Source organism: Paenibacillus elgii NBRC 100335 (genome assembly GCF_004000865.1).
In the GTDB taxonomy this organism is placed as follows: Bacteria; Bacillota; Bacilli; order Paenibacillales; family NBRC-103111; genus Paenibacillus_G; species Paenibacillus_G elgii.
In genome coordinates this window covers 11,938-31,067 of the sequence record NZ_BIMB01000029.1, presented here as the reverse complement: position 1 = coordinate 31,067, position 19,130 = coordinate 11,938, and the positions used below count along the sequence as shown (strand labels likewise).

The 19,130-nt window shown below is 55.2% G+C and carries 17 protein-coding genes and 1 pseudogene; 5 read left to right on the top strand and 13 right to left on the bottom strand.

Annotated elements, in window-relative coordinates; translation table 11 throughout:
• Positions 1 to 16 precede the first annotated feature (16 nt).
• The 6 genes from PEL01S_RS20560 to isdC all read right to left on the bottom strand — a co-directional run bounded on the left by PEL01S_RS20560 (position 17) and on the right by isdC (position 7,861).
• A complete protein-coding gene (locus PEL01S_RS20560; RefSeq protein ID WP_063178418.1) occupies positions 17 to 787 on the bottom strand; it encodes an ABC transporter ATP-binding protein in 771 nt (256 codons plus the stop codon).
• Position 788: 1 nt separating this feature from the next.
• Positions 789 to 1,772, bottom strand: coding sequence for a FecCD family ABC transporter permease (locus PEL01S_RS20555; RefSeq protein WP_063178302.1), 984 nt, complete (start codon positions 1,770 to 1,772; stop codon positions 789 to 791).
• Positions 1,773 to 1,800: 28 nt separating this feature from the next.
• Positions 1,801 to 2,703, bottom strand: coding sequence for a heme ABC transporter substrate-binding protein IsdE (gene isdE, locus PEL01S_RS20550; protein WP_063178300.1), 903 nt, complete (start codon positions 2,701 to 2,703; stop codon positions 1,801 to 1,803).
• A gap of 89 nt (positions 2,704 to 2,792) precedes the next feature.
• A complete protein-coding gene (locus PEL01S_RS20545; protein ID WP_163768122.1) occupies positions 2,793 to 6,488 on the bottom strand; it encodes an NEAT domain-containing protein in 3,696 nt (1,231 codons plus the stop codon).
• A gap of 118 nt (positions 6,489 to 6,606) precedes the next feature.
• A complete protein-coding gene (locus tag PEL01S_RS20540; protein WP_239551405.1) occupies positions 6,607 to 7,077 on the bottom strand; it encodes an NEAT domain-containing protein in 471 nt (156 codons plus the stop codon).
• A 22-nt stretch (positions 7,078 to 7,099) separates the two neighbouring features.
• Positions 7,100 to 7,861 (bottom strand): heme uptake protein IsdC, encoded by a 762-nt coding sequence (gene isdC, locus PEL01S_RS20535; RefSeq protein WP_239551407.1) that lies wholly within the window; start codon positions 7,859 to 7,861, stop codon positions 7,100 to 7,102.
• Positions 7,862 to 8,294: 433 nt separating this feature from the next.
• On the opposite strand from isdC, the gene PEL01S_RS20530 reads away from it, so the two are divergent.
• The 4 genes from PEL01S_RS20530 to isdG are packed head-to-tail and all read left to right on the top strand — an operon-like array spanning position 8,295 to position 11,402.
• Entirely contained in the window at positions 8,295 to 9,275 is a 981-nt protein-coding gene (locus PEL01S_RS20530; protein ID WP_127461632.1) for an ABC transporter substrate-binding protein, read from the top strand.
• 11 nt (positions 9,276 to 9,286) lie between these two features.
• Positions 9,287 to 10,282 carry a FecCD family ABC transporter permease gene (locus tag PEL01S_RS20525; protein ID WP_127461631.1) on the top strand — a complete coding sequence of 332 codons (996 nt, stop codon included), beginning with the start codon at positions 9,287 to 9,289 and terminating at the stop codon, positions 10,280 to 10,282.
• Positions 10,282 to 11,094 (top strand): ABC transporter ATP-binding protein, encoded by an 813-nt coding sequence (locus PEL01S_RS20520; RefSeq protein WP_127461630.1) that lies wholly within the window; start codon positions 10,282 to 10,284, stop codon positions 11,092 to 11,094. Before PEL01S_RS20525 ends, PEL01S_RS20520 begins: the two co-directional genes overlap by 1 nt.
• Entirely contained in the window at positions 11,082 to 11,402 is a 321-nt protein-coding gene (gene isdG, locus PEL01S_RS20515) for a heme oxygenase (protein WP_054977710.1), read from the top strand. The genes PEL01S_RS20520 and isdG overlap by 13 nt, the downstream gene beginning before the upstream one ends.
• Before the next feature lie 47 nt (positions 11,403 to 11,449).
• Here the strand turns inward: isdG and PEL01S_RS20510 are convergent, their stop codons facing one another.
• From PEL01S_RS20510 to PEL01S_RS20485, 6 genes are all read right to left on the bottom strand, one after another.
• The gene (locus PEL01S_RS20510) at positions 11,450 to 12,436 is read right to left on the bottom strand and encodes a substrate-binding domain-containing protein (RefSeq protein WP_127461629.1); all 987 of its coding nucleotides are present in this window, start codon (positions 12,434 to 12,436) and stop codon (positions 11,450 to 11,452) included.
• Entirely contained in the window at positions 12,433 to 14,229 is a 1,797-nt protein-coding gene (locus tag PEL01S_RS20505) for a sensor histidine kinase (protein WP_127461628.1), read from the bottom strand. Before PEL01S_RS20505 ends, PEL01S_RS20510 begins: the two co-directional genes overlap by 4 nt.
• Positions 14,226 to 15,881: a response regulator transcription factor gene (locus tag PEL01S_RS20500; protein WP_127461627.1), complete on the bottom strand. Its 1,656-nt coding sequence runs from the start codon at positions 15,879 to 15,881 to the stop codon at positions 14,226 to 14,228. The genes PEL01S_RS20505 and PEL01S_RS20500 overlap by 4 nt, the downstream gene beginning before the upstream one ends.
• A 127-nt stretch (positions 15,882 to 16,008) precedes the next feature.
• Complete coding sequence (locus PEL01S_RS20495; protein WP_127461661.1) at positions 16,009 to 16,626, bottom strand: class I SAM-dependent methyltransferase; 618 nt, start codon at positions 16,624 to 16,626, stop codon at positions 16,009 to 16,011.
• Positions 16,627 to 16,699: 73 nt separating this feature from the next.
• A complete protein-coding gene (locus PEL01S_RS20490; protein ID WP_063178285.1) occupies positions 16,700 to 16,927 on the bottom strand; it encodes a cold-shock protein in 228 nt (75 codons plus the stop codon).
• A gap of 73 nt (positions 16,928 to 17,000) precedes the next feature.
• The gene (locus PEL01S_RS20485; RefSeq protein WP_010495688.1) at positions 17,001 to 17,204 is read right to left on the bottom strand and encodes a cold-shock protein; all 204 of its coding nucleotides are present in this window, start codon (positions 17,202 to 17,204) and stop codon (positions 17,001 to 17,003) included.
• 360 nt (positions 17,205 to 17,564) lie between these two features.
• On the opposite strand from PEL01S_RS20485, the gene PEL01S_RS20480 reads away from it, so the two are divergent.
• Positions 17,565 to 17,801, top strand: a complete 237-nt coding sequence (locus tag PEL01S_RS20480; protein WP_233455023.1) for a TM2 domain-containing protein — start codon at positions 17,565 to 17,567, stop codon at positions 17,799 to 17,801.
• Between the two features lie 46 nt (positions 17,802 to 17,847).
• Here PEL01S_RS20480 and PEL01S_RS20475 read toward each other — a convergent pair.
• Positions 17,848 to 19,080: pseudogene (locus tag PEL01S_RS20475) on the bottom strand (MFS transporter).
• Positions 19,081 to 19,130 lie beyond the last annotated feature (50 nt).

The following is a 19,130-nucleotide window of genomic DNA, read 5'->3' as shown; positions in this document are numbered from 1 at the left end:
ATCACCTCAATGCAAGTCAAATACCGACGGGAATCATATACAGCCCCGCAGCTTCTTCATGCTTGACGATCACATCCACGCCGTAGATCATCTTGATCGAAGCCTCCGTAATGACTTCGTTCGGCGGGCCCTGCATCTGAATCTCGCCGTTCTTCATCACGATCAAGCGGTCGCTGTACCGGATCGCCTGATTGATATCGTGCAGCACCATGACAATCGTCAGGCCGTGATCGGCATTCAGCTTTTTGATTAACTCCAATAGTTCGATTTGGTAATAAATATCAAGAAATGTCGTCGGCTCATCCAAAAACAACATCGGCGTGCTTTGCGCCAAAGCCATCGCTACCCAAGCTCTCTGCTTCTCGCCCCCGGATAATTGATCGAGCGTCGCCTGACGCTTTTCCAGCAGATTCGTGCAGGACAGCGCCCACTCGACAGCCTTGTCGTCCTCCTCGCCATGTGGGGCTAGCATGCTCCGATGCGCGATCCGGCCAAAGCCCGCCAGCTTCTCCACGGTGATGTCGTGGGGCGCGTCGTTCTGCTGGTGGACGACAGCCAGCTTCCTGGCCAGCTCCTTCGGCTTGTAGCTGCGAATCGCTTTCCCGTCCAGCACGACCTGTCCGCTGTGCGGAGCGTAGTTTTGCGACATCACTCCGAGCAGCGTCGACTTGCCCGATCCGTTCGGACCGATAATGGTCGTGATTTTGCCGGGCTCGATCTGGCCGTTCACCTGCTTGAGCTGATCGCGCTTCTTGTCGTACGAAAAGCTGACCTGTTGAATTTCCAACTTAATGTCCATGGACCCGATCACTCTTTCTAAGCAGAAATATCAAGAAAGGCCCCCCGATCACCATCATAATAATCGAAGCCGGAATTTCGGCAGGCGCCAACACCGTTCGTCCGAGCGTGTCCGCCGTCAAGATCAGTAAAGCCCCCGCCAGAGCGGAAAACGGAATGAGCACCTTATGATCCGAGCCGACGAGCAGCCGGGCAATAGGAGGAACGAGCAGCCCGACAAAAGCGATAAGTCCACCGATAGCCGTAGCGACGGCCGCCAGCAGAACGGCGACGGCAGAGATCAGCAGCCGAGCGCGCGCGACGGGAAGACCGACGTTCCGGGCTGATTTGTCCTGCAGTGCAAGCACGTTGCACCAGGAGCACAGCAGCAGCGAGAGAACAAGACCGGCGGTTCCGTAGATGAGCATCACTTCGACGTCGCTCCACGTTTTCAAGGGGAACGTAGACGTCGTCGCCTGGTTGACGCTGGTCACCGCATAGCTGCCTCTATAGTTAAACGATTGTCCCAAGCCGGTAAACATCGCGTTGATGGCGATTCCCACAAGAATAATCCGAATGGGACTGAGGCCCGATTTCCAAGAGAACGAATAGACCAGAAAACATGCCAACGCGCCACCCATAAAAGCAAAAAACGGCAGCCAGAAAAAGAGGCTGGGGAATAAGGAGACCATCAAGATGGAAACAAACCCGGCCCCGGAAGAGATGCCGATCACCCCGGCATCCGCAAGCGAGCTTCGCATCACGGCTTGCAGAAGCACGCCCGATACCGCCAATGCCGCTCCGACGAACAGCGCGACAATGATCCGGGGCAGACGCAGGTCGCGGATGACCTCCACTTTTTTGTTCGCGCCGGTAACCAAGCCTTGAATTAGTTCGAAGCCGCCCACCTTGATGCTGCCCGTCGTTGCGGATACGATGACCATGACGACGAGCAAAAGGATGACGGCCAACAAGCTCCAAATCGTTTTGTTCATGTGCAAACGTCCTCTGCCACTCCATAGTTTACGGGTACAGCATGTTCGTCACCACGTCCAGCGCTTCGATCGCCGCCAGATTTCCCGTTGTCCCGAACAATCGTTCCTCCAGATCGTATACCCTGTTGTTCTTTACTGCATCGAAGTGCTTCCATATGTCGTTTTTCTTGAATTCTTTATCGAACATTTTGACGACCTCATCCGGCATCCCGTGAGCCGCCCGCAAAATGACGTCCGGGTTCGCCTGCTGGAGATATTCCGTATTGGAGGCCAAATATTCCACTTTTTCGCCCTGTATAACATTTCTCCCGCCAGCCAGCTTCACCAGATCGCCAATGTATGAGTTTTCCGTCGCCACCAGATAGCTGCCCGGCACGCCAAGCAGAATAAGCACGGACGGCGACGCTTTGCCCGCGATCCGCTGCTTGATTTCGGCGAGCTTCTTGTCGTATTGGGCTATGATCGCTTCGGCCTGCTTTTGTCGGCCGTATTTGTTGCCCAGCGTCTTGATCGCCTCGTTCATTTTGCCCAGACTGGTCAGATCAAGAAAGCTCGCTTCGATCTCTGCATTTTTGAAGACCGGCTCCAAGTCGTATTGCAATGTCGTCACGGACAGCACGTCCGTCGGATCGAGCGACTTTACCAGCTCCATGTTCGGGCTCATCGGATTGCCTACTTGGGGCAAGGAAGTGTACCGCTTGGGCAGCTCCTTATAGCTGGTCGGAATCCCGACCAAATCGACCTCCAGCGCATCCATGATTTCCGCAGCCGCCACCGTTGTGGCGATGATCCGATGCTCCGGCTGCGTCTTGGCCGTCTCGGGGCCGGCGTTCGCAGCAGCGGTACCATCGGTGTTCGCCTTCGTCGAGCAGCCTGTTAAGAGCAGCAGGAGCACGATTGTAGCGCTTAGTCCTTTGCGCCATTTGCCCACCTTGGCGATTCCTCCTTTCCTAAAAAATTACGGAGGACGCCGGTTACCCGGCATCCCCGCTCATCCGATTTATGAAGCTTCAACTGTAATTACTTGACATGATTAAGCATTTTTAAAACCAAATTCACCGCTTCGACCCGGGTTACGTTCGCATATGGCGCGAACCGGTTGTCGTTACTTGCGCCGACGATGTCGAGCTTGTGGGCCGCATCAATGTAAGGCTGCGCCCATGGTGCAATTTGTCCTGCGTCCGCGAACGGAAGAGACGCATTCGCTGCAGGCTCGACCTTCAGAGCGCGTACGATCATAACGGCGATTTCGGTCCGGCTCACCTTCCGTTCGCCCGAAAACGTTCCATCCGCATAACCGCTGATGATGCCCGAGCTTACGACGCCGGCCAAGTTCTCCTTGGCCCATGCGGGAATGCTGTCGAGGTCGGCGAAGCTTAATTCGCCCTGCTCCTCTTTCAGCTTGAGCGCCCGGCTGATCATCGCCGCCACCTCGACCCGGCTCGTCTCGTTGTCCGGACGGAACGTACCGTCCTCATAGCCATTGACGATGCCGAGTGCCGCAGCCCGCTCGATCAGAGCTTTCGCCCAGTGGTCCTCGATGTCGGTCAGCTTCGCTGGTACGATTGCCTTCACCGCAGGCTTGGTTTCCGCCGCTTTAGGCTCTTCCTTCTTCTCCTCTTCCTTCTTGACAGGCTTGATGCTGTCCAGATCGAACGTCATGTCCACGGTGTATATCAGGTTATATTTGTCCGGCCAGTCCATCTTGATCCGGACTTTTTTCGTGCTCGCGTCCTTCACTTCGAACTGAACGACCCGCGTATTTTCTTGTTCATTGGACGATACCACTTTGACGTCGGCAAACGGATCGGCATCCTTCTCGACCGTATCCCGCTCGACTTGGATCATCGGCATTTCTTTGCTTTTGTTCACGGTGAAAGTAACGAACTTCTTGCCGTCTTCCTGAATGGTCAGGTTAGCGGGATGCTTCACCAGATCGTTGATGAACGATTTTTTCGGCGCATTCTTATCGGTTTTCTTATCCGATTTATTGTCTTCCATCTTCGCTTGCTCCGGGCTTGTTGCCGAAATAAGCAGCGTATAGTTCATCGTATACTCGCCGGCCTTTAGCGATTTAGGAAACGGCTTGGCGTTCAGGACTTTGGACAAGTTGCCGTTGAGCGGCCGAATGCTGCTTTTGTCGAACGCAAAGTGCACGTCATAGGAATGGAAATAGTTGAAGGCCGCCCAATCGACTTTGACCCAGCCCTTCACCTTCTCGTCCAGATTCGGCACTTGGAATTTTACGACCCGCGTGTTTTCTTTCTCATCGCTGCTGACGACGGTCGTGTCGGTCAGACTACCGCCTTGCTCAACTTTGAACTCCGTAATTTCCTTGCTCTGCTTGAGCACGATCGAGACGTATTGCGTACCGTTCACCACTTGTAAGCTTCCCGGCATTTTCACGTAATCCTGCATCACGGATTTGGTATCGGTGCCGTATTTCAACACTTTAAAATCGATGCTGTATAACCCGTCGACAAGTCCGTTCGGGCTTTTTCCCTGCGTGATCGGCACGTTCGGATTCACCGGCCCCGGTCCTCCGGGCGAAGCAAGCACAATGTTGTTCAAGGCAATGCGGAACGAACGCTCCTCTGTTCCGCTAGTCTTCGCCACCGCCAGCTTGACGAGATAGGTGGCGGTCACATCGTCGACCTCGTATCGGACATCTGCCGCACCCGCCGTTAACGTACGGGCGGTTTCAGACTCCGTCGACATTGGCGCTTCCTGCGCCGGAATATCCCGGGTCGTCCCATCGGCGCGCAGCCATTGGAAGTTCGCAATCGATACGCCGTTTTTCCGTTGGAACGAGAGGAATTTCTTCCCGTCTTGAACGGTCAATTTCCCGGTATGTTCAAGATAAGTGCCTGCGGACGAGCCGAAACGGTCGCCGGAGATGACGACAAGATCGAAGCTGTACTGTCCGTTCGCGACTTCTACCGGAGGGCGGGTCCCAGTCACAACCGCTGCTTTGAATCCGGCAATCGCCGTCTCTAGAGCGCTTGCAGTCTGATCCACCTGCCCTTGCTCCGCTTCGTCCAGACCGGCTGTCGCTTGAGCCTGTCGGATCGCCGTATAAAGCGCGTTCTTGGCGCCATTGGCATATTGGCCCGGGAACGTGCCTTCAACCGCTGCGTTATGCAGCGCCTCGGCCTCCGAAATCAGCGCGTTCAGCTTCCCTTTCTCAGCCGGGCCCGCTTGAATGATGAACATATGCCAGCTGTCGTCTACCTTGAGCTGTCCGTTATGGTTGTTCACCACAACGTCGCTTAACGCAATAAGCGCATAAGTCGCCTGTGTCACCGATTGTGCTTGGAAGGTAAGCGTGATGTACTGGTTGTTTACCGGCAAAGGCCGCACGCCTTCGTCCAAGCTGGTCGACAAGCGGACTTGTCCGGGCGCGATCTCGTACTGCTCCGTGAGGCGAAGGCCGTTGATCAACGGGGACGCTTCAACCAACTTCAGCTTGGCCGGATCGAAGCCCAGCGTCAGCCCTTGCGTGTACACCTGTTCATATACGCTGTTCGTCACACCGCTCACCCCGAACGTCAGCTTCAACTGCTGTCCGGCTTTCACGGCCGCAGGTCCTGTCAGTTCGGAGGACGGGATTTTCTCGGCGTTTGCGGAGTCGAGCTTCAAGCGGATTTTGTGCGTTTTTTGGTAAGGCTGTCCGTTGTACGAGGTTTCCACTCGCACTTCGGCATTCACGAGAACGTTCAGATCGCTCACTTCAAATTCCACTACCCGGGTATCGTCCGCCGCATTGCGGCTTACCACAACGGCATCAAGCAGCACGCCGCCCTGCTCCACCTTGAATTGCGGAATAATCGAGCTCTGCTTCACCGTGAAGGATACCTTCTTCCGCCCCTGCTGAACCGTAAGCTTGCCCGGCTTAGCCAAGTACGCATCCATGCCCGACGTCTGATCCGCCGTCGCATGAAGCGCCGCAAACGGAAGGCGGTATACGCCGTCCTTCGCCGGGTCCGGGTTCGCGGTATTCACCGATGCCTTGAACGCATCGAGGGCCGCTTGCAGCGCAGCAGCCGCCTTGTTCAGCTGCGCCTGCGTAGGCGATGCGCTGTCGGCGACAGCCTTGGCTTGCGCAATCGCCGAGCTTAATTTGCTCTTGGAGCCTGCAGGATACTGCCCCTTCAGGCTGCCTTCCACGGCGGCATCATGCGCCGATTGCGCTTGGGTAACGAGCGCCGCCAGCCGGCTCTTGTCCCCCGGCTCCGCCACGAGGGTGTCCGTATCGAAAACGATGCGAACCGTATAGTAATTGTCGTAGACGAAGTCGGGCATGCCCGGCAAGCCGATAATTTTCACATGGATCTTGGCATTCAGCTTCGCCGACACATCCGGCACTTCGAACTTCACGACTCTCGTATTGTTGACTTCGTCCCGGCTTACAACTTCCGCATCGACGAATTGTCCGTTGTTCTCCGTCTTGAAATATTGCCACCAGCTGCTGTTAAGCAAAGTGATGGATGCGAATTGCTTCCCGTCCTTCACTTCCAGCTTGGCCTGGACCGGCTTCGGAAGGTAATCGTTCACCATCGACGGCTCGTCTTTATCTTCCTTCAGCACGGTTAAACCGATCGTATAGCTGCCCTCCTCAAGCGAGGGGGCCGCACCGGCGAGCGGAATTTGGACCGCAGCGAGAAAGACGAAGACGGCTAGAAAAACGGATAAAGCTTTCTGTACTATCCTGCTCAAAGTCATAACGCTCCTTTGTTGTCTCGTAAATAAACCGGGGATCAAGCTCCCCTTGCTTTCCTGGCCGCAGCGGATTACAGGTGCTTCTTAGCTACAATGACGCGCCTGGATGACTGGCTTATTGCGGTTTAATGTTGCTCGTATTGTATTGAATTTGAACGTTGTACTTGTGGTCGTAAGGGAACGGCAGCGTTGTAATTTTCACATGCGTGTACACGTTCGTTTTGGCCGTCAAATCGGATACCGGGAATTTAACGACGCGGGTGTTGGCTGCCGGGTCCGTGCTTACCACGGTTGCATCAACGTAGCTTCCGTTCTGCTCGGTTTTGAAAAATTGAATCCAATCGCTGTTTTTCAAAGTAACCGAGACGAATTTATTGCCATCGATCACTTCCAGCTTAGCCGGCTTCTGGAGATAGCCGTCCATGGTAGACGTTTGGTTGGTTTGATCCTTCAGCACGGCGAATTCAACCGTATAAGTTCCGTCAGCAAGCGCAGCATTGGCTCCGGCCAGCGGGGCTTGAACGAAGGTCAGCAGCGCAAACATCATCATAAACACGGCAATGGCTTTGGTAAATTGCTTTCTCAAAGGGATTCTCTCCTTTTAGGGTCTATTGGTTTTGGAGGCTGCGAACCAGATAGCATGCTGAAATGAAGAACAAAGCTGTAAAAAAAGCAAGGGGCGCTTGATCCCCGGTTTGCGGGTTGTCGGCTGATAGCATGACCTTGTCCGCCGACTGCTTGGCAGCGTAGGCTGTCGCCTCAGGCTTCGTGCTCGCTGCCGGAGCTGTGTTCTCCGCCTTGGCGATCGCTTCGGCTCTCGCTACCGGCTTCGCGCTTGCTGCTGGAGTTGCCGTGCCGGCCTTCGCACCTTTGTCGGCGCCGGTCTTCTCCGCAGCCGCAGCCGGAGCGCCAGCTTTATCGGAGGCCTGCTTGGCCGCCGATTCGACTTTCTTTAACTTCTTCGTGTCGAACATAAAGCGGATCGTGTAATCATGGTCGTAGTTAATCGATTCGACCGTCACATGAATTTTGGAAAGAAATGGCTTGGACAAATCGTCAAGCTTGAATTCGACGACTCGGGTGTCTTCGTTCTCATCGCTCTTGATTACCTTCGCATCGGCAAAATCGCCTTTGTCCGGCACTTTGAACATGGTGATCCATTTGCTGTGGTTCATTTGAATTTGCGCGGTGATCTCGCCTTTTTTCACCTGTAAGGTCGCCGGCTTCTCGAAATAATCGTTCGCCATCGAAGCCGACTCGTTCTCCGCCTTGACAATGGTGTAGTCAATCGTATACGTACCGTCGGCCAAATCAGATGCCGCTTGCACGCCCGGCGCAAAGAACAGGCTCAGGACGAACGCCAGCGTCAAAAACAAAGAGGGTAAAGCTAATGACCTTTTCACGTTGTACGGGCTTCCTTTCCGGTTAGTTTACAGAGAACTCATTGATAATCATTATCATCAATATTGATTATCATTCTCAATTAGAACTCAAAAAAAATGATCCCTTCCGGCTTCTTCTGTTGTCCTTTTTACAATTTTCTGAACATGGCATCCCTCCCTTATTTCAGTTCTGGAAATATTTAGACGAAATTTTGTCCGACAGGTTGATCTTATTCCAGATTCAAGGAAATTGTCAACCCAAATTATTGGCGGCAATCAAAAATTAAGTTATTCCATCCCCCTCCAAAAAAATAATTTGGATAAATCCCCCAACTCCCCATTGACATTGATAGTGATAATCATTATCATTTGTTTCGATCAACCAATCTAATATCCGGCTCCGCCAGATAGGAGGACGCAAATGAAACGATTGTGGCCTATAGGCATGGCCGTTCTGCTGCTCGGGGCGGCCGGATGCAGTCCGGGGCCGTCCACGGGAATTGGTGCCACGGCTGCGCCGTTCGAGGTGAAGCAGTCTGCTGCGAAGACGGCCGATGCGAAGCTATCCGTCCAAGATTTTGCCGGACGTAGCGTGACCTTCCCTACCGTCCCGGCCAAAATCGCCGCATTAAGCAACGGCGAGGTGGATATTATTTATGCATTGGGCGGCAAGGTCGTGGGACGGCCGACGTCGGCAGGTCCGGCGGCCGTCAAAGAAGCGGCCGGCGCGGAGCAGATCGGCAGCACCCACGGCATCGATCTCGAAAAAATCGCTGCGCTGGATGCAGATGTCGTGCTCGGCAACCATCCGTTGAACACGAAAGATATCCCTTCGGTCGAAGGCATCGGTTCCAAGATGCTGCTGACCTCCGCCAATTCGATCGACGATATCAAGAAGCAGATCGCCTTGTTCGGCCAACTGCTGCAGAAGGAAGACAAAGCCCGGGAGCTGAACGAAAGCATCGATGCGAAGCTCAAGGAAATCGCTTCCGGGTCGACCGGCCCCAAGCCGAGGGTCTTGCTCGTTTACGGCGCTCCGGGCACCTACATGGCTGCGCTGGGCAACTCCTTAAGCGGAGATATTCTGGCGAAGGCCGGAGGGGAAAATATTGCTGCGGACTATCCGAAGCTGGAAAATTATCCGCAATATGCTCAATTGAATACCGAAAAAATTATCCAATCGAACCCGCAGCTGGTTCTGTTGATGAGCCATGGCAACCCCGAGAAGGTCAAGGACGGATTCTTGAAAGAAATGCAGCAAAATGCCGCCTGGAACAGCCTGGACGCCGTCAAGCATAATCGTGTGGAGGTGCTGCCGTCCGACCTGTTCGGCACGAATCCCGGCACCCGGGTCCTTGAAGCGCTTGACCGGCTCAAAGCCTTGCTTCAAGCCGTGAAGTGACGTGACGCCCGATGAATAAACAACAACGCCTACTGAGAAGAAAGCTGCTCTGTATCGCAGCCCCGCTCCTTCTCCTCGCCGTCGCTTTTTATGGCATCGCCTACGGTTCCGTCTCCCTGTCACTTCAGGAGGTATGGACGGTTTTTACGGCAAGCGGCCCGCCTGCGCACGAGAAAATCGTCATGAACCTAAGGGTTCCCCGCGTGCTCGTCGGCATGCTGACCGGCGCATGCCTGGCCGCAGCCGGTGCGCTGTTACAGGGCGTGATGAAAAATCCGCTGGCCGATCCGGGCATTATCGGCGTCTCGGCGGGCGGAGGCCTTGCTGCCATCATGGCGATGATCGTGTTTCCGCAGCTCAGCTATTTGCTGCCCGCTCTCGCTTTTCTGGGGGCGCTGATCACTTCCGTGGTCATCTATGGGCTTGCGTGGGATAAAGGGGCCTCGCCTCTCAAAATCATTTTGGCGGGCGTCGCGATCAATGCGCTGCTGGGCGCCATAACCAACGGACTGATGGTGACGTACAGCGACCGGGTGCAAGCGGTTCTGCCCTGGCTGGCGGGCGGGCTAAGCGGCCGCAGCTGGCATCATCTGCAGTTCATGGCGCCCTACGCCATCACGGGGCTGGCTTTGTCCGTCCTTGCGATCAAACCGGCCAACCTGCTGCTGCTCGGAGACGATGCAGCCAAGCTGCTGGGCCAGAAGGTGGAAGTGCAGCGCCTGCTGCTAATCCTTCTGTCCTCCTTATTGGCCGGGGCAGCCGTCAGTGTCGCCGGATTGGTCGGCTTTGTCGGTCTGGTCGTGCCCCATGCTATCCGGCTGCTGGCCGGCGAAGATTACCGCTTCCTCCTTCCGCTGTCCATCGTGGGAGGCGCAGCGCTTGTCGTGCTGGCCGATACGATCGCACGCTCGTGGTTCGACCCGATCGAGCTGCCCGTCGGCATTCTGCTCGCAGGTCTGGGGGCGCCGTTCTTTTTATTTTTGCTGAAGAAACGGGGAATCGTGTGATGACCGCCACCGCTATTCATACGGACCATCTGGAGTTCCATGTCGGCGCCTTCCGGCTTCGGGACGTTACGGTCTCGATCCCAAAAGGCAAGCTGACAGCTATCGTCGGGCCTAACGGCTCCGGAAAATCCACTTTATTAAAAATTATCGCGCAATTGCTGAAAGCCGATCAGGGAGAAGTTTACGTTCATAACCGGCAGGCCAAGACCTATAAATCGATGGAGTTTGCCCAAACCGTGGCGATGCTCACCCAATCCAAAGGCCAGCTTCCCGAGCTGACCGTACGGGAGCTTGTCGCTTACGGTCGCTCTCCATACAAACGTATGTTCGATCGCATGACGGCGGACGACGAGCGGATTATCGATTGGGCGCTGGACATAACGGGCACCGCAAAGGCAGAGCAGCAAATGTTCCACACTTTATCGGGAGGTGAGCAGCAAAAAGTCCGGATCGCCATGGCGTTGGCCCAAAAAACGAATATTCTGCTGCTGGATGAGCCTACCACCTATCTGGATCTCGCCCATCAGCTTGATGTGATGGAAATGCTGCAAAGGATCAACCAATCGTATCGGCTGACGATTGTCATGGTGCTGCACGATCTTCAGCAGGCCGCCAATTACTGCGATTATCTCATTGCAATGAAGCACGGACGCGTGGTAGGGTCCGGAAATCCGAAAGAAATGATCAGTCCGCAATTTTTGCAGGACGTTTACGCCATCGAGGCCAAAGTCGCCTTCGACGACGACTATCCTGTTATCATCCCGATTCGAAAAACCTGTAAACCCAAGGAGGAAATCATATGGTCATTGTAACGAATACGTCCCACATCACGAAGGGTAACGCGCATAAGCTGATCGAACGGTTCGATAAGGTCGGAAAAGTGGAATATATGGAAGGCTTTCTCGGCCTGGAGGTGCTGCTGACGGAAAATACGCCGGAATACGACGAAGTGACGGTCAGCACCCGCTGGAGCAAAAAAGAGGATTTTCAAGCGTGGACCCGCAGCGAAGCGTTCCGGGAGGCGCACTCCCACCGCGGAGGCATGCCGGATTATATTATTTCCAACAAAATCTCGTTCTATGACGTCAAAATCGTAAGACAGCCCATTGCCGCTGGCTGATGAAGCAGGAGAGAGCGACCGCTTAGGCGGCCGCCCTCTCCATTTTTTCACTTCACAAAAGGAAACAACAGCTTCTGGTTGTCCGACCAGAACATGTTGTCCTGATCGATCACTTTCGTCCCGGTATCGAAGCGGGCGGGCACCTTCTTGCCTTCCAAGGCTTCCACCGCATATTTGACGCCCAGATAGCCCATGCTGAACGGGTTCTGGATAATCGTCGCCTGAATGACGCCTTCCTGCAGCGATTCGATATTTTCGGCCGTGCTGTCGAACGTGACGGCTTTTACTTTTCCTTCCAGCCCTATCTCCCCGATCGCCCGGACAACCTCAATGGACGAAACGGCATGCAGTGCGACGATTCCGTCTACGGGCTCCTGAAGAAGCCGGCGGATTTGCCGTGCGCACGGAGCGGGGTCCGAGGTGCACTCGACCTGCTCCATCACCTTCATCTGGCTGTGCTTGGCGAGTTCGTCCAGCACACCTCGCTCCCGCTGCTCGGTCGTTCTCACGCTTGGCTTGAAGCCGATCACCGCGATGCGGCCCCGGTTCCCGACGAGCGACGCCATTTTGAGCCCCGCCTTGCGCCCGGCCTCGAAGTTGTCGATGCCGATGAAGCTGCGCACCCGCGGCGAGTCGATTTCCGTGTCGATGGCGATGACCGGCATGCCGCGCTCCGCCGCCTGTCCGGCCGCTTCCGCCAGCGCTTGGTCGTCGTTGGCCGCCAGCACTAGCGCATCCCGCTTATAGTTAACCGCTTCGTTTACGAGCTGAATCTGGCCCTGCACATCCTCTTCCTGCTTGGGCGCCCCGACGGACAGCTCGACGCCGAATTCTTTTGCCGCCGCTTCCGCCCCTGTGCGCACCGTTTTCCAATAATCGCTGTTATCCGTCTTCAGCACGAGCGCAATTTGCTTCTTCGGCTCCGCGATGTGCGGCTCGGTGTTCTCGCTCCCGCAGGAGGCGAGCAGCGGGATGCACAATAAAGCTGCAAGCAGCACCGGAATCGTACGAATCGCTGCGTTTCCGCTTGTCATCGCTCCTCCGCCCCTTCCGTTCGTACGGCCGGAATCCACAGCGTCACCGTCGTGCCTTCCTCCAGTTGGCTTTCAATCTCCAGCCCATAGGCTTCGCCGTAGCCAAGCCGGATCCGCTCGTGCACGTTGCGCAGGCCGACGGATGAGCCTTCGCCGCCTGCCCCCTCGCCCGTCAGCAGCCGCTCCAGCTTCTCCGCCGGAATGCCGAGCCCGTTGTCGATGACCTGCAGCCGCACCTTTTCCCCGGCGAGCTCCGCGGTGATCCGGATGAAGCCTTCGTCCGCCATCATTTCGATGCCGTGGTAGATCGCGTTCTCCACGATCGGCTGCAAAATCAGCTTCAGCGTCCGGCAGCCCAGGACCTCTGGCTCCGCTTCGATCGCGAACTCGAATTTGTTCTTGTACCGCATTTTCTGGATGATCAAATAATTGCGGACATGCTCCAGCTCATCCTGTACGGAGATGACGGTCTGGCCTTTGCTGAGACTGATGCGGAAAAACTTTGACAGCGCCGTAATCATCGTAATGACCTCTTCGCTCTTGCCTCCGCCGGCCAGCCGCACGACGGAATTCAGCGTATTATATAGAAAATGCGGGTGAATCTGCGCATGCAGCACCTCAAGCTCGCCCCTGCGCTTCGCTTCCTGCTCGCGGATGATTTGGCCCATCAGCTCGCGGATGCGGGCCACCATATAGTTGAACCGGCGTGACAACCGCCCCACCTCGTCGTCGCCCTGCACCTGGATGTGAATGTCGAACACACCCTGCTCCACCTTGCTCATCGAACGCTCCAGCCGGCGGATCGGCTGCGAGATTTTGGCCGACATGAATGCCGAAATCAGCAGCACGAAGACGACGACAAACAGCAGCAGCCAGGCGATGAAGCCGCCGATTTCCTTTTTGGCGGTCACGATTTCGTCCATATAAGAAACGCCGATGATTTTCCAGCCGATGTTGTTGACCGTTGCGATAGTAATCAGCCGCTTGTCGCCGCTGGACGAATCGAGATAGTTGCCGTACGTGTATTTGAGCGCCTGCTCCACATTCTCGTATTTCAATCCGATATAAATGAGCTGCTGCTGAGGGTGGTACACGATGTTGCCCGCGGACTCGTCGATGATGTACACGTAGCCTTTCTTCCCCAGGCTGACCCGGCGGCACAGGTCGTCGATCGTCTTGAAGTTGAAGTCGACAAGCAGCACGGCGTTCCGCTTCTCGCCGCCGCGTTCGATCGTAATCTGCTTGCTCATGGACACGACCCACGTGTATTTGCCCTTGTACAGATTCTGGATGTGCGGCAGCGAAAAGGTCAGATGGTTCGGGTTCTCCAGCGCCGTCTTGAACCAGCTCTGCTCGGTCAGCTTCGTGTTCTTGCGCATGTCCATGACCGGAAGGCCCGCAATCGGCTCGCCGTCCGCCGTAAACAGCGCCATCGACACGATATCCGTGCGGCTATCCAGTATCGTCCCGAGCTGCTCGGTCAGCCGTCCTTCTCCCGAGACGATGGCATTCATCCACACCTTTTGCTCCACGGTCTGAAACACCTGGGACATATTTTGCAAGTAAATTTCGAGGTTGTATTTGACCTGCGCGACGATCTGTTCATTGCTGAGAAACGTGTTCTGCTCCGCCGTCTTCGTAAATTTGTTGTACAGCATCACGCTGACGAATGCCATCACAAGCAGCGTCAGCAGCGTAAACGACGCGGTGATGATCACCTGAATGCTCTTGACCTTCCACGTATAGACAACGGAGGCGGCCATCCGCCGAAGCCACCGTCCCACCCGGTTCATCCGCGGTGTCCCTCCATGGCGGCGCTGCGGTATTCCTTCGGCGAGACGCCGACATGCTTGCGGAAGCTAAAGCTGAAGTAGTTCGGCTCCGCATACCCGACCCGCTCGGCGATCTCGAACGCTTTCAGATCGGTCGTCCGCAGCAGTTCCTTCGCCGCTTCCATCCGAATGTGCATCAGGTAGCTGACGAACGTCATTTTCGCTTCTTTCTTGAAAATGCTGCTGAAATAGCCAGCGCTGATGTGCAGATGGCTGCACACTTTCTGGATCGAAATGTCCGTCTCGTGGTAATGGCTCTTCGTATAGTCGATCGCCTGCTCTACCAGCGATTTATACGCATACTGCCGCTGGCTGGCGATGCTGTTCATGATGGCTGTGCACAGCCCGAGAATACGGCTCTTCGCTTCCTGCAAGCTCGCGAACTTGTGCAGCTCCGCGAACGGCACGAAATCCGTCCCGAGCACCGCATCCAAATCGACGTTCGCGTCTTTGGCCGCTTTGAGAATGGCTGTTAACATTTCCATCAAGTAAATCTGGTAATCCTTGAACGACACCTGCGTTTCGCCGATGCCGTGAAACAAGCCGTCCACCGTCTCCTGAATTTCCTGCGGGGTACCGACCTTCAGACAGCGGATCAGCGCATGCTCCTTCAATTCGTCGAAGCGCAGCTTCTCGACGAAACGCGTCTCCACATCGTCGATGCAAATGATCCGGTTACTGCCGAGAATGCCGCGGTAATCAAGCGCCAGCACCGCATCCTTGTACGAATAGGAGACGTCCGTCAGCTCGCCGCATACGGTGCCGACGCCGATCGTGACGGTGAATTTCAAATATTTCTCAATGCTCTGCCGGATGTCCTCCAGCGCCGTAAGCGTTTTCTTAAGCGCGGAAGCTTCGCCTTCCGTCCCCTGTCCGGCTACCGCCAAAAGCACCAAATAATCGTTATGCAAAAACACCCGCCCCAAGCGGTGCTTCTCAACGATTTCTTCGGCAATGTTCAGCACGGCGAAGCGCTTCAGCTCCGTGTCCTTCGAACCTTTGAGCGAGGCTTCGGCTTCCCCATCCGTTTCTTCGCTGTCGCCCATATCCATGCTGATGACCGATACGACGTAGGCGTCCGCCGACAGCTCCAGATCGTAGCTGCGGCATTTCTCCTCGATTTCGCGCCGCGGCAGCTTCCGGGCGACCAACGAGGCCAGAAACACCTCGCGCAGCACGGGCAGACTTCTGCGGTAGTGCTCCTGCAGCGTCTGGACGTTTTCCTTCTCCGCCGCTTCTTCGTTAATCCGGCGCTTGATCTTCGCCAGCACGTCGATCAGCTCCTGCGCCGAATACGGCTTGAGCACATATTCGTCGATATGCAGCTTGACCGCTTTTTGCGCGTATTCGAACTCGTCGAAACCGGTCAGGATGACGATCTTCGTCGCCTCATACCGCTGCCTGATCCACGCTGCTAGCTGCAGCCCGTCCATAAACGGCATGCGGATGTCGGTGACGACCACGTCCGGCACCTGCCGTTCGAACAGCTCCGCCGCCTCCTGACCGTTTTCCGCGGTTTCGATCACTTCGAATCCATGGCGGGCCCAGTCGATCTCCCGCAGGATGCCTTCGCGCACATCTTCTTCGTCTTCCACAAGCATGAGCTTATACATTGATCACGGCCTCACTTTGCGCCGCTGCGGGAGCTTGCACCTCCCGGCTTCGGCAGGTTTCCAAATCTCGTGATACCAATGTACCAGAAGGGCGCCTCGTTTGAAAAGTGAAGGAATGAAGTCTCCGCTACTTCCGGCACACCGCCACGCCGATAAAATACCGGATGCCGTCCCGCGGCTTCTCGAAAGTCACGCCCCGCTGGTAGTAAATGTCCACCTCGGCAAAGCCGGTGAACAGCTCCTCGAACTGCTCCGGCGTGAGCTGGTGAACGTGAAACGGTTCGCTGGTCGGCATCCCCCGCCCCCGGCCGAACGGGCTGGACAGAACCAGAACTCCCCCCGGCTTCAGCATACGGTAGAGGTTGTCGATGAACATCCTGTCGTCCTTCAGGTGCTCGATCGTTTCAAAGCTCAAGATCGTATCGAACTGGCTAAGCCGCTCCGGAAGCTCCGGGTCGGTCGCATCCCCTTGCACATACGTCACCTTCTGATGATGGTACTCCCGGCTTGCATACCGGAGCGTCTCCTCATCGTTGTCGACGGCGACGATTTCCGTCACTTCCCGCTTCCGCTCCTTGGCCGTCATATGGCTCCCGTATCCGGTTCCGCACGCAATGTCCAGCACCCGTCCCCGCACATAAGGAGCGGCAAAATAATATCTCGCGATATGCTCCAGCAGCATGCCGTTCGTCGGCTTCATCTGCTTCGGAATAATTCGCTCTCCCGTCCACTCGAGCAATTTCATCACCTCATTCGGAACCTAAAAAAGACCGCTCATCCAAGTTAAACAACTTGAACGGCGGCTGTCAAATTCGTGCCTATTCCTCTTGCCCGGCGTTAGCCGGCCGATGATCCAGCGCCGAGTTCACGAGCACCGGAAGCATTCTCGTATCGCTAACCATAGGGGACTGGCACAACGGACACGTCGGGTTATGCTCGAACATAAAATTGTCCCGCATCCACCCGTTGCAGTCTTCTTTTGTACAGGACCAGATCTTGGTCTCTTCCTTGGGGACTTCCTCAAACATCTTTTTACGATAATTCATGGCCATTCCCCTTTCCGATCTCAATACTAAAAGAAAAACCGCCCCTAACTTGCGTTAAGAGCGGGCTTGCTGCTTAGTAAACTTTTACAACGTTCTCAGCTTGCGGTCCGCGGTTGCCTTGAACAACGTTGAATTCAACGCGTTGGCCTTCGTCCAGGGACTTGAAGCCTTCGCCTTGGATCGCGCTGAAGTGCACGAATACGTCGCTGCCGCCTTCAACTTCGATGAAGCCGTAGCCTTTCTCTGCGTTAAACCATTTTACTGTACCTGTTTGCATGGGTGTGACCTCCACAATTAATAAATTTAATATGCTCATTTTTAACCAAAATTAAAAAATTCACACATTGAAAAAAGTATCATGTAAAAAATGTCACCTTTTTCAATATGTGAATTCCGGTTTCATTTATAAACATTTATTTCATTTTACCACATTCCGTACGGAAAGGCAAATATCCCCGCCAACAAACTTCGGGCGACGGACGGCGGCAAAAAGAGGGGAAAAAGGCTTTGTTTATGGCAGAGAAGTAAAAGTAAATTATTAAGAATTATTTAGAAAAAAGCACTAACTTTTGGAGAAGCGCCTGCCGATATACAAATGAGCAATTCAAAATTTACTGTTGTTAATGGGGGAATCGCTGTGGATTATAATGCACCGCAACATCAAAACAAGAGTCCGAAAAGCTTCGTAGCCGCGCTGCTTCTGGCTTTCTTCTTTGGATCGCTTGGCGTCCATCGCTTCTACGTAGGCAAGGTCGGCACCGGTATCCTGATGCTGATTACTTTAGGCGGCTTCGGTGTCTGGACTTTAATTGATTTTATCATGATCGCCGTTGGAAGTTTTACCGATTCCGATGGCAGACCTATCAAGAATTAATTCTCGTTGATTTACACAGGAAACTGCTGCTGCGCGGCAGTTTTTTTCATTCACGCTTGTCCGGGAAATAGAGGGTCACGGCGATAAGAAAAGACACCGCCAGCAAGCAGAAGGGAACGACGCTGATCAAACAGCGGAACGTGCCCTGCGGATCGGGTCCAGGCTGCTCCCCGCTCACATACCCGAACAGCATCCCGACCACTCAGAACGCCAGCGCCGAGATCAAGCCGCTCGAACGTGTAATAAAGCCGCCGACCGCGGTATAGACTCCCTCTCTTCGACGCCCGGTCTGCTCGAAGTCCCGGTCGATGATCTGGCTGCTGAGCACGGGCGGCGTTACCAGAAAGCCCGCCAAGCCGAACCCGACCGCAATGCCTGCCGCGATGCCGCCCGCCAAATGGCTGCCGAACCACAGCGGAATGACGGACAGTCCGTACACAGCCAAAGAAAGCCGCCAGCTTCGGACCGCCCCCAGTCTGCGAACGATCCAATACCACACGGCAACCAGCGGAATAACCGACACGAATACGGAGGCAAGCAGCAGGGAGACTTGCGATTCCGGGATGCGAAGTACGTATTTGGCATAAAACGGAATCATCGATCCGATCAGCCCGTTCACCGTCTGCGCGAACGAATTGGCCAGATTGAACAGCCAGAACGCGCGGTTTTTGAGCGTTTCATGGAACGCCTCCAGTAGCCGGAGCGGCGGTTCTTGGCGGGCTTCCTCGCTTTCCCTTATGGTAGCCGCGCACAGCAGCATGAATACGGCAAAAGCAGCGGCGTACACAAGCGCCATCCGTCCGAAGCCCATCGCGGCAAATAGCACCGGCGTCAGCGCCGAGCCGATAAGGATGGCGGCGATCTGAAAGCTCTGCTGAATGGCGGATGCTTTGGCCCGCAGTCGCTCGCCCCGGAACAGCTCCGGGAACAAAGCACCGTAATTCACCCACAGAATGGCGGACACGCTCTCGAACAGCACGAGCGCTATCAAAAACCAGGCGAACAAGCTGTAACCGGACAAGCCGTCCGGGACGGCAAATACTATAACGAACGTCAGCATGAACAACGGAACGGAGCCTACGATCCACGGCTTGCGCCGTCCGCAGCGGCTGCGCGTCCGGTCGGATAAATAGCCGAACAAGGGCTGGTTAAGCGCATCCCAGATCAAGTAAATCGTTCTTGCGAGCGTGGCAAGCCCTACGCCAAGACCCAGCTTCTCCACATAGTAGTAGCTGTAGAACGAACTGAACGCTTGAGTCGGGATCATCATGGCGAGCATGCCCAAGGCGAAGGCGGTCGGGGAATTCACATATTTTTTCACACAGGTAC